Here is a 10,082-nt window from a genome sequence, read left to right on the forward strand (position 1 = left end):
AGCAATTCTCCGCTCCCGGAATGCCCCGGATGTGATTCCGGTCATTCTCGGGTGTCATTCGGGCCGAGGGTGGTCTCCACCCCGGAGCTGGTCGATCGCGTGGCCCAGAACCGGCTCCAGGACGTCCATCCCGTCGCGCACGCCGCCTCTGGAACCGGGCAGGTTCACCACGACAGCCCGGTGTCCGGAACGTTCCGCGATCCCTGCCAGGCCCCGCGAGAGGATGGCGGTGGGCACACCCTTCTCCCGGCCGGCCGCTCTGAGGGCCTCCGCGATCCCGGGGATCTCCCGCGTCAGGAGCGGGCGCGTCGCCTCCGGGGTGAGGTCCTGCGGCGTGAGCCCGGTGCCCCCGGTGGTCAGGACGGCGTCCACGCCCTCGTCCAGGGCACGCTCGATCGCCTCGGCGACCGGCGCGCCGTCCGGAACCACCCAGGGCCCGACCACCGCGCAGCCCATGTCCCGGAGCCGTTCCGCGATCACCGGCCCGGAGCGGTCCGGGTAGACCCCGGACGCCGCGCGGTTGGAGGCGGTCACCACCGCGACCCGGTGCACGGCGTCACTCACCGCGCCTCCAGTGGCCCTTCTTCCCGCCGGTCTTCTCCTCGACCCGCACCCGGGTCACCTCGGCCTCCGGGTCGATCGCCTTGACCATGTCGACCAGCCCGAGGGCTGCGGTCATCACGCAGGTGAGCGCCTCCATCTCGACTCCGGTGCGGTCAGCGGTGCGCACCGTGGCGCTGACGTCCACCCCGTCGTCCGTCACCTTCAGGTCCACGTCCACGCCGTGCACGGCGATCGGGTGGCACAGCGGGACGAGGTCCGGGGTGCGCTTGGCCCCCTGGATACCGGCGATCCGGGCGACGGCGAGGGCGTCGCCCTTGGGGACCCCTCCGCCACGCAGGGCCGCGACCGTCTCCGGGTTGAGCAGGACCCTGCCGGTGGCCGTGGCCGTGCGGGCGCTGACGGACTTGGCGGAGACGTCCACCATGCGCGCGGAGCCGGACTCGTCGAGGTGCGTGAGGCCGGAGGGGTGCGCCTCCGGGCGTGGGGTGTCGGTCATCGCTGTGGAGCCACTCATCGTCTCGTACGGACACGCGGCAGCCCGGAACGGTCAGCCACGGGGACGCGGCGCGCGTCCCAGGACGACGGTACTCCTCCGCTGGGACAGCCGGACCGTTGGTCAGGGCTCCGGCAGGACCAGGACCTCGACCACCTCACCGGCTGCCAGCTCGGTGACCTCCTCCGGGACGACCAGGAGTCCGTTGGCGCCGGCCAGCGCGGACAGCTGGTGGGAGCCCTGGCGCACGGCAGGGGCGACCGCGGGTACCGGGTCCGGCGCGATGGGGTCGGACAGCACAGCGCGCAGGTAGGAGCGGCGGTCCCGGGGCGATCCGACCGAGGTGGCCAGCCGCGCCCGCACGCTCGGCAGGGGGTTCGGAGGCAGACCGCGCAGCCTGCGCAGGACCGGCCGCACGAACAGGTGGAACGAGACGAAGGCGCTCACCGGGTTGCCCGGGAGGGTGATGATCGGGGTGTCGTCCGGGCCGATCGTGCCGAACCCCTGGGGCTTGCCGGGCTGCATCGCCACCTGGGTGAACTCCACGGTGCCCTTGGTGGAGAGCACCTCCTTCACCACGTCGTAGGCGCCCATGCTCACACCGCCGGTGGTGACCACCACGTCGGCGCGGACCAGGAGGTCCTCCAGCGTGTCCCAGACGGTGACCGGGTCGTCGCCGACGAAGCCGTGGCGGTACACCTCGCAGCCCTCGTCCCGGGCGGCGGCGGCCAGCATGTAGCTGTTGGACTCGTAGATCTGCCCCGGGCCGAGGGTGCGACCGGGCTCGACCAGCTCCTCACCGGTGGAGAGCACCACCACGCGAGGCCGCGGGCGGACCGACACCGAGCGACACCCGACCGCCGCGAGGACACCCATCTCCCCCGCACCGACGCGCACTCCTGCGCTCAGCACCGTGGCGCCCTCCAGCACGTCCTCGCCCCGGCGCCGGACGAAGCCGCCCGCCCGCGCGGGGCGGTCGATCGCCACCTCCACCGTGCCGCCGTCGGTCCACTCCACCGGGACCACGGAGTCGGCACCCTCGGGCATGGGGGCGCCGGTCATGATGCGGGCGCACAGCCCGGGCCGGATCGCGGCGGGGTCCGCGTCACCCGCGGGGATGTCGGCCACCACCGGCAGCCGGACCGGGTGCTCGGCGGAGGCCTCGGCCAGGTCGGCGGCGTGCACGGCGTAGCCGTCCATCGAGGAGTTGTCGAAGCCCGGGAGGGACACCGGGGAGACGACCGGCTCGGCGAGCACCGTCCCGTGCGCCTGGAGCAGGTCCAGCTCGGTCGGTCCGGGTACGGCGACCAGCCCCAGAAGGTCGGAGATGTGCTGTTCGACGCTCTTCATGAGGTCCTTCCGGGTCGTGAACGCGCTGGGAGGACCTCCCCCGTCACAGGGGGAGGCCCCGGTCCCATTGTGACCATCTCCGAAGCCGACGTCCCGGACCCGGTCCCCCGGGTCAGCCCCGGAGCTTCTCCTGGCGGTCCAGGAACTCCCTCAGCCAGGGCAGGAGCTCGTCCGCCAGGTCCGGGCGGCCGCAGGCGAACTCGACCACGGTACGGATGTACTCGGCCTTGTTCCCGGTGTCGTAGCGGTTGCCGCGCAGCAGGACGCCACGCACGCCGCCGCCCTTCTCGGGGCTGGTCCTGGCCAGTTCCTTCAGGGCGTCGGTCAGCTGGATCTCGCCGCCGCGCCCGGGCGGGGTGTCGTGCAGGACGGGGAAGACCGCGGGGTCGCACACGTAGCGGCCGATGATCGCCCAGCGACTCGGCGCGTGCTCGGGCGAGGGCTTCTCGACCAGGTCGGTGACGGTGACGACGTCGTCCTCGTCGGTGGTCTCCACCGCCGCACAGCCGTAGAGGGAGACCTGTTCGGGCTCCACCTCCATGAGCGCGACGACGCTGCCGCCATGGCTCTGGCGGACCTCGATCATGCGGCGGAGCAGGTCGGCCGACTCGATGAGGTCGTCGCCGAGGAGGACCGCGAAGGGGCTGTCGCCCACGTGAGCCTCCGCGCAGAGCACCGCGTGTCCCAGGCCCCGGGGCTCACCCTGGCGGACGTAGTGGACCTGGGCGAGGTCGCTGGACTCGCGGACGGAACGGAGCTTGTCGTCCTCCCCCTTGGCCGCGAGCGCCTCCTCCAGTTCGTAGGCGCGGTCGAAGTGGTCCTCGATGGAGCGTTTGCTGCGCCCGGTGATCATGAGGACGTCGCCGAGCCCGGCTTCGACGGCCTCCTCCACGACGTACTGGATCGCGGGTTTGTCCACGATCGGCAGCATCTCCTTGGGAGTGGCCTTGGTGGCGGGCAGGAAGCGGGTGCCCAGGCCCGCGGCCGGAACGACCGCCTTGGTCACGGCGGCGTCGGTGCGGGGTCGCTTCTGGTCGGTGTCGGCGCTCATGAACGGCACTTTAGGACAGACAACCCGCGTTACGTGGACCGATGACTTCCCGTGGCCGAGAAGTCCCCGTCGTTTCGGGCGAAGTCGTGGAAACCGCAACCGCGTGTTCACCCCCCGGAGGAAGTCGGGGCCCGGTGCCACACTGGGGCCCATGGGTGCCTCGAACGACCACGACCGGACCGCCAAGCGCGCACTGCGCGCACGCATGCTCGCCGCGCGGCGGGAGCGGAGCGCGCCGGAGCGCGACCGTGTGGGTTCGGCGGTCCGCGACACGTTCATGGAGCTGCCCTGGCTGGCGATGGGCGGGACCGTGGCCTGCTACTACTCCGTGGGCGGAGAACCCGGCACACACGGGCTGGTCAACGCGCTGTGGAAGCGGGGCACGTACGTGCTGCTGCCGATCTTCCTGCCCGACGGGACACTCGACTGGGCGGCCTACGAGGGCCCGGACGGCCTCGAACCGGCCGGGCACGGCCTGGTGGAGCCGACCGGACACCGGTACGGCCCCGAGGTCCTCGGCCGCGCGGACGCGGTGGTCTGCCCGGCTGTGGCGGTGGACCGGCGCGGGACGAGGATGGGGCGCGGCGCCGGCTGCTACGACCGCGCGCTGCCGCACAGGGGCCCGCACACCCCCGCGATCGCCGTGGTCCATGACGAGGAGTTCGTGGACGCGCTGCCCGTTGAGGAGCACGACCGGCCGGTGGACGGGGTCGTGACCCCGGGCGGCGGGCTCCACGTGTTCGACCCGGACTCGGCGGTCTGGCCCGGAGGGAACCCGCACGGCCGGGCGGTGTGAGTCGTGCGGAGGTCGGGGCGCCGCTCCCCGGAAGGCCCGGGGATTAAGGCACCGGGTCGCGGCGTTATGGCTGGCGGTCGTGTCCCGCACCCCGCCCCGAACTCGAGCACCCCGTGCGGCCCCGGCCGGGTACGGCCCGACCCCGGGCACGCCCGGCGCCGCAGCGGGAGGGGTTGTCGCGGCTGTGGTCGGCGAACGCGTACTATTTAGCAGTCAACGGGTGTGAGTGCCAGCAAGGAGGACCCGGAACAGTGCCTACGTACCAGTACGCGTGCACCGAGTGTGACGCCCAGATGGAGGTCGTGCAGAGCTTCAGCGACGACTCGCTGACGGTCTGCCCCGAGTGCGAGGGGCGCCTGCGCAAGGTGTACTCCGCGGTCGGCATCGTCTTCAAGGGTTCGGGCTTCTACCGCACCGACAGCGGCAAGTCCACCACGAACAGCTCCGCCCTGACCGGTTCCAACACCGCCGACGGCGGCACCGAGGGCAACGGCGGCAAGTCCGGCGACTCCGCCAAGCCCTCCTCCGACTCCGGCTCCACCGCCACCCCCGCCGCCTCCACCCCCAGCACGGGCGGCGGCGACAAGTCGACCAGTAAGAGCACCAGCGGCAGCACCGCCGCCACCACCAGCAGCTGAGCCACCGCACCGTTGACCGTGGCCGCGCCGCCGAGACCCCTCGGCGGCGCTTCTGTTGTCTCCGGGGGCTCCCCGTGTGACGGGGACCGGCTGGGAATCCGCCCTGTGGACAACCCTCCGGAGACGCCCCTCCCGGCCTAGCGTTGAAGGTATGAGCACCTCCCCTCCCGCGTTCCGGCTCCGGCGCGGCCCGCTCCGCCTGCTCGACCGCCACCGCCGTACCGTCGCCGCCGTCCTGACCGCGCTGGCCGTGGTGTGCGCGATCCTCGTCCTGCGGCCCCCGCCCCAGCCCCGGGCGGAGGTGCTCGTCGCCGCGCGGGACCTCGACGCCTCCGCGCCGCTGTCCGAGGACGACCTCACCCCCCTGTTCCTGGCGGAGAGCTCCGTTCCGGACGGGGCGCTCTCACCCGCGGACCGGGCGGCCGGGCTCTCACTGAACGCACCGGTGCGCCGGGGTGAGGTGCTGACCGACGCCCGCCTGAGCGACCCGCCCGCGCTCCCCTACGGGGCGGACATGGTCGCCGTGCCGGTGCGGGTGGCCGACCCTGGTGCGGTCGGTCTGCTCTCCCCCGGCAGCCGTGTGGACGTGCTGGCCGCGACGGGCGCGGACGACTTCGGCGGGCCGCCCACCAGACCCGGGCCCGCCGTCGAGGTGGTCGGTGACCGGCCCGTGCTCGCGGTACCTCCGGAGGAGGGTCCGAGCGGGGAGGGCGGTGCGCTGGTCCTGATCGCCGCGACCAGCGAGGAAGCCCGGGCCCTGGCGGGGCACGCGACCTCTTCGCGGCTGTCTGTGACGATTCGCGGTTGACCGATGACCAGGGGTGGTGAAAGCTGTCCGGGCGCCACTTCGGGCGCGTCTCCATCAATTACGAACACGTAGGGCAGTTCCATGGAAGGCTTCAAGAAGTTCCTGCTCCAGGGAAACCTGGTGCAGCTGGCGGTCGCGGTCGTCATCGGCTCCGTCTTCGCCGGACTCATCTCGGCGTTCACCGAAGGGTTCATCACCCCGCTCCTGGGCATCTTCGGCGGGGTCCCGACCTTCGCGGACCTCTACTTCGAGATCAACGGCAGCCGGTTCATGTACGGCGCCTTCGTCGACGCCATGATCTCGTTCCTGATGACCGCCGCGGTCCTGTACTTCCTCGTGGTCCTGCCCATGGGCAAGCTGATGGAGAAGTTCATCAAGGCCGAGGAGGCCACCACCCGCGAGTGCCCCCACTGCTTCTCGGAGATCAACAAGAAGGCCAGCAAGTGCGCCCACTGCACCAGTGAGGTCACGCCCGAGACCGCCTCCTAGGGCACACAGGGGCGTTTCGGCACCCGTCCCGGCACACGGGAGGGCGGCCCCGCGGGGCCGCCCTCCGGGCGCTTGGCGGCCGGTCGGAACCGGTCGCGGATCGGGCCGCCCTAGCCCTCGTACTCCCAGTGCCAGGGCTCGAAGGGACTGGACTTCGCCCAGGCCGGGTGGATCCAGTTGTACTTGGCCCCGTGCTCCTCCATCCAGTTCCACCGCTCCGAACGGAAGTTCTGGATACCGCAGCCGAGGTCGATCGCCTGTCCCAGACCGTGGTTACTGGTGCCGGGCACCGCGGCGAACCCGGGCGGCTCCTGGGCGTAGACGCGGTGCTGGTTGGGCAGGTCGCGGTAGGCGCTGGTGATGCACATGTTCTCGCCGAACTCCTCGACGTACTCCACGTTCAGCTGGAGGAACTCCACGGCGGCGTCGGCCCTCAGGAACTTGTCGTCGTAGAGCGAGCAGAGGGCCTCCTGCGGGAGCAGCCCGTTGGGGTAGCCGCCCGCGTTCGAGGCCGCGCTCGGGTCGCAGTCGGCAGCCGCCATGTAGGCCTCCGGGTCCAGGCCCCGGGACTCCAGTTCGTCGGTGAGCTCGGTCATGCTCGTCTCGGACTGTTCGCGCAGTGAGTCGACCTCCGCGGACAGCTCGGCCTGTTCGAGCTGTGTGAAGGTCTGGAGCTCCTGGGCCTCCCCTGCCAGCCCCACCTGCTCCTCGCGGAGGTCGGTGGCGTCCTGGATGAGCGCCTGGTTGTCCTCGGACAGCTTGGCCGCGTAGGACTGCGTCTGGAGGTCGTCGTCGAGGTCGCCCGCCGCGAGGATGCCGAGGACACCCGCGTCAGGCTGCTGGTACATGGTGCTGGCCAGCCGCGCGAGCGGTTCGCGCATCTCGTTGAGGTCGCCCTCGATCTGCTGGAGCTCGTGGAGGGTGGAGATCAGGTCCTCCTGGGCCTCCTCCAGAGCGTCCTGGCGCTCGACGTACTCGTCGGTCGCCTCCTCAAGGGCGTCGGCGGCCGCCTCCGCGCGCTCGCGGAGGTCCTCCAGGCTCGCTTCGGCTGGCGGGGCGACTGTCACGGACCCGGGAACGACGAACAGGGACGTGACCAGCATGAGTGTCAGCGCCTGCGCGATCCGGACCCGGTGGTGTGCCCCCAGGGTGGTCAGCACCCCGTTACCCGGTACGCGGGACCTACGCCGCGCCGACTCGGAAGTGAACGGCACGAATGATCCTCCGGCTGCATTTTCCTCGAACACCTACTCGTGGCCGCAAGGCAACGTACTACATGTCCACATGCGGACACACTGGACCGAACGGCCCGGCGGCCGAACCCGTGGACGGTTCCCCGCCGTCCTTCCGGCCGTCTCGCGCGGCCTCTGAAAGAAGGCCTGGTCGTCGGGGTGCCGTGACCTAGCGCACCCGCCCGCCCAGAGTGACCGAAGGGCGCTGGCGGCTCTCATCACGACACGCGAAATGAACAACATCACACCGCAACCAGGACAACCAATCGTAGGTCAGCGTACTGTGCCGCGCACGCAGAGTGCCTCGGCCCCACCGCCCCGACACCAATCGGCACCCCACGCACACCCATCCTGGGTTAGGCTTGGCCCCGTGGCCGGGTAACGTCCGGCCCTCGCATCACCCATGGCTCCATAGCTCAGGGGATAGAGCACCGCTCTCCTAAAGCGGGTGTCGCAGGTTCGAATCCTGCTGGGGCCGCATCAACGAAGGGGCTCCCCTCTCGGTCTAGAGGGGAGCCCCTTCGTCCTTTTCCCTCACCAGGAATCCGTCCCAACCCCGTCAAGACGTCACAAGTTCTCGCGCACCTTTCCTCCGTGCGGCGAAAAGTTGGCGGCGCCGTCCGTGTCGGGCGACGGCCCCCGCACCCATCCGAGTCATCATGGGCAGGGAACGACCAGGTCGGAGGCGTGCACGCGCACGGACGGGGGTGGCCGGATGGCGGACGGGGACCGGGACGACATGACCGAACTCGGGGACGACGCCAAGGGGCGCCAGCGGGGAGGGTCGCCCTCGGCGATCTCCGGGGCGCTCAAGAAGGACCCCCAGCCCGGCCCGCAGCACTGGGGCGGCCCGAGGCCCCGCAGGGCGGATCCGGACCGGTTCTTCCCCAGGAAGTTCCCCCGGCTGTCTCCGAAGGACCTCTGAACCGCTCCCCGCGACCGGGCCCAACACTCAGGGGCGCGGACTCACAGGAAACCGCGCCACGGCGCCAGGACGATCTCGCTGAACTTGGCGGCGATCGGGCGCCCGCGCCACTCCTCCTCGGTCAGCTCGCGTGCGTTGGTGAGATCCGTCTCGAAGACCTTCTCCAGGTGCCGGGCCACGCTCTCGTCGAAGATCTCCACGTTGATCTCGTAGTTGCCGGTGAGGCTGAGCCGGTCCACGTTGGCCGTGCCGACCGTGCTCCACCTGCCGTCCACCGTCGCGGTCTTGGCATGCACCATGGCGTCCTCGTACAGCCAGAGCCGCACCCCGCCCCGGAGCAGCTCCGAGTACCGGCCGCGCGCCATCCAGTCGGCGACGACGTGGTTGGAGTTCTCCGGCACGAGCACGTTGACGTCCACGCCCCGTCCGGCCGCCTCGATCAGGACGTTGGCCAGTTCCCGGTCCGGGATGAAGTAGGCCTGCGTGAAGATCACCCGCTCCTTGGCACGGTCCACCGCCTCCAGGAACATCGCCCGGATCGGGTAGATGAGGAGTTCGGGCACGTTCCGGTGGACGCGGATGCGCGAGTCCCACTCCGCGTCGCCCAGCCCCCGCAACTCGGGCTGGTCCGCGCGCCGGTTGGTGTTCCAGAAGTCCGCGAAGGCGTTCTCCAGTTCCCACACGACCGGTCCGACGACCCGGAGGTGGGTGTCGCGCCACTCGATGGCGTAGGTGGAACCCACGTTGAACCCGCCGACGAAGCCCGTCTCCCCGTCCACCGTGAGGATCTTGCGGTGGTCGCGGCCGGACTTGCGCACGTTGAGCAGGAGCACTCCGGGGCGGAACGCCGGGTAGCGCATGACCCGCACCGAGGACGGGAAGCGGAAGAAGGAGCGCGGCACCACGAGGTTGGCGAAGCCGTCGTAGATGACGTAGACCTCGACACCGCGCTCGGCCGCCTCGATCAGCGCCGCCTTGAACTCCTGCCCGACCGCGTCGGACTTGAAGATGAAGGACTCGAACAGGACGCGGTGGCGGGCGCCCCGGATCGCGGAGAGCATGTCCTCGAACAGGTCCTCGCCGTAGGTGTAGACCGTGGCGGTGGTCTCCCCCACCGGCAGCGAGGCGGGGTCGGTGCGGGGGAAGTTGGCCCGGTGCGGCCGCACCCTCTTGCGCCAGTGGTCGATCCCGACGAGGGTCACGACCACGGCGACCTGGGTGGCCAGCAGCCCCAGCAGCCCCCGTTTGACCCAGGTCGTGATGGTCGAGCGTCTCAGCATGCGGTCGCCTCCCGAACAGGCCGTCCGCCGTGCCCCCGGAACGGCGGCCACCCCGGCACCAAGGTGGAGCACCACCGTAACCCGGTGCCCACTCCGGTTCCGGACACGAACCGCGTACCAGGGCGAACTCGGCGCCGGGTCCGGGGCCGCGACGAACAGGCCCCCGGACGGGGCGGGGTCCGGACGCGCGGCGGCCCGCCGCCCTCACCTCGTCGAGTACGGGGGCCGCGCGTCCCCGGTGCTGACCGGCTACCCGGTCGGGCCTTCCGGAACGAACCGGCTCCGGCGCGCGTGACCCCCGAGCCGCCCCGGGGTCAGGTGTCCTCGCGCCGCCGGAGCACGAGGAGCTCGGTCGTGGGGCTCTCCCTGCGACCGCGCACGAGCCTGCGGTCCACGCGGTACAGGAGGGCCCCGGCGAGCCAGCCCGTCGGGGCGGTGACGGTGGCGGGGCGGAGG

General features: G+C 71.4%; 11 protein-coding genes, 1 tRNA gene and 1 pseudogene (1 of these 13 running past the window's edge). 6 read left to right on the plus strand and 7 right to left on the minus strand.

Annotation, left to right across the window (positions count from 1 at the left end):
- Positions 1 to 54: 54 nt before the first annotated feature.
- From D452_RS0109550 to galU, 4 genes are all read right to left on the minus strand, one after another.
- Positions 55 to 564 carry a MogA/MoaB family molybdenum cofactor biosynthesis protein gene (locus D452_RS0109550; RefSeq protein WP_017543924.1) on the minus strand — a complete coding sequence of 170 codons (510 nt, stop codon included), beginning with the start codon at positions 562 to 564 and terminating at the stop codon, positions 55 to 57.
- Positions 557 to 1,060 carry a cyclic pyranopterin monophosphate synthase MoaC gene (moaC, locus tag D452_RS0109555; RefSeq protein ID WP_017543925.1) on the minus strand — a complete coding sequence of 168 codons (504 nt, stop codon included), beginning with the start codon at positions 1,058 to 1,060 and terminating at the stop codon, positions 557 to 559. Before moaC ends, D452_RS0109550 begins: the two co-directional genes overlap by 8 nt.
- 120 nt (positions 1,061 to 1,180) lie before the next feature.
- Positions 1,181 to 2,407 (minus strand): molybdotransferase-like divisome protein Glp, encoded by a 1,227-nt coding sequence (gene glp, locus D452_RS0109560; protein WP_017543926.1) that lies wholly within the window; start codon positions 2,405 to 2,407, stop codon positions 1,181 to 1,183.
- Between the two features lie 112 nt (positions 2,408 to 2,519).
- Entirely contained in the window at positions 2,520 to 3,458 is a 939-nt protein-coding gene (gene galU / locus D452_RS0109565) for a UTP--glucose-1-phosphate uridylyltransferase GalU (protein ID WP_017543927.1), read from the minus strand.
- 151 nt (positions 3,459 to 3,609) lie between these two features.
- Between galU and D452_RS0109570 the strand changes: the two genes are divergently transcribed.
- From D452_RS0109570 to D452_RS0109585, 4 genes are all read left to right on the plus strand, one after another.
- On the plus strand, positions 3,610 to 4,254 hold the full coding sequence (locus D452_RS0109570) for a 5-formyltetrahydrofolate cyclo-ligase (RefSeq protein WP_017543928.1): 645 nt from the start codon (positions 3,610 to 3,612) through the stop codon (positions 4,252 to 4,254).
- A 251-nt stretch (positions 4,255 to 4,505) separates the two neighbouring features.
- Positions 4,506 to 4,892 (plus strand): FmdB family zinc ribbon protein, encoded by a 387-nt coding sequence (locus D452_RS0109575; RefSeq protein WP_026129140.1) that lies wholly within the window; start codon positions 4,506 to 4,508, stop codon positions 4,890 to 4,892.
- 151 nt (positions 4,893 to 5,043) lie between these two features.
- Positions 5,044 to 5,700, plus strand: coding sequence for an SAF domain-containing protein (locus D452_RS0109580; protein WP_017543930.1), 657 nt, complete (start codon positions 5,044 to 5,046; stop codon positions 5,698 to 5,700).
- An 81-nt stretch (positions 5,701 to 5,781) separates the two neighbouring features.
- A complete protein-coding gene (locus D452_RS0109585; protein WP_017543931.1) occupies positions 5,782 to 6,189 on the plus strand; it encodes an MscL family protein in 408 nt (135 codons plus the stop codon).
- Between the two features lie 110 nt (positions 6,190 to 6,299).
- Here the strand turns inward: D452_RS0109585 and D452_RS0109590 are convergent, their stop codons facing one another.
- A complete protein-coding gene (locus tag D452_RS0109590; protein WP_026129141.1) occupies positions 6,300 to 7,403 on the minus strand; it encodes a D-alanyl-D-alanine carboxypeptidase family protein in 1,104 nt (367 codons plus the stop codon).
- A gap of 423 nt (positions 7,404 to 7,826) precedes the next feature.
- On the opposite strand from D452_RS0109590, the gene D452_RS0109595 reads away from it, so the two are divergent.
- Both D452_RS0109595 and D452_RS0109600 read left to right on the plus strand, forming a co-directional pair.
- Positions 7,827 to 7,899 (plus strand) — tRNA-Arg (locus tag D452_RS0109595).
- 237 nt (positions 7,900 to 8,136) lie between these two features.
- Complete coding sequence (locus D452_RS0109600; RefSeq protein ID WP_017543933.1) at positions 8,137 to 8,346, plus strand: hypothetical protein; 210 nt, start codon at positions 8,137 to 8,139, stop codon at positions 8,344 to 8,346.
- 41 nt (positions 8,347 to 8,387) lie between these two features.
- Here the strand turns inward: D452_RS0109600 and D452_RS0109605 are convergent, their stop codons facing one another.
- Together D452_RS0109605 and D452_RS28020 are read right to left on the minus strand one after the other, a co-directional pair.
- Entirely contained in the window at positions 8,388 to 9,626 is a 1,239-nt protein-coding gene (locus tag D452_RS0109605; RefSeq protein ID WP_017543934.1) for a phospholipase D-like domain-containing protein, read from the minus strand.
- A 314-nt stretch (positions 9,627 to 9,940) separates the two neighbouring features.
- A pseudogene (locus D452_RS28020) lies at positions 9,941 to 10,082 on the minus strand (class I SAM-dependent methyltransferase) (it continues 709 nt past the right edge of the window).

It is taken from the genome of Nocardiopsis prasina DSM 43845 (genome assembly GCF_000341265.1).
GTDB classification, from domain to species: Bacteria; Actinomycetota; Actinomycetes; order Streptosporangiales; family Streptosporangiaceae; genus Nocardiopsis; species Nocardiopsis prasina.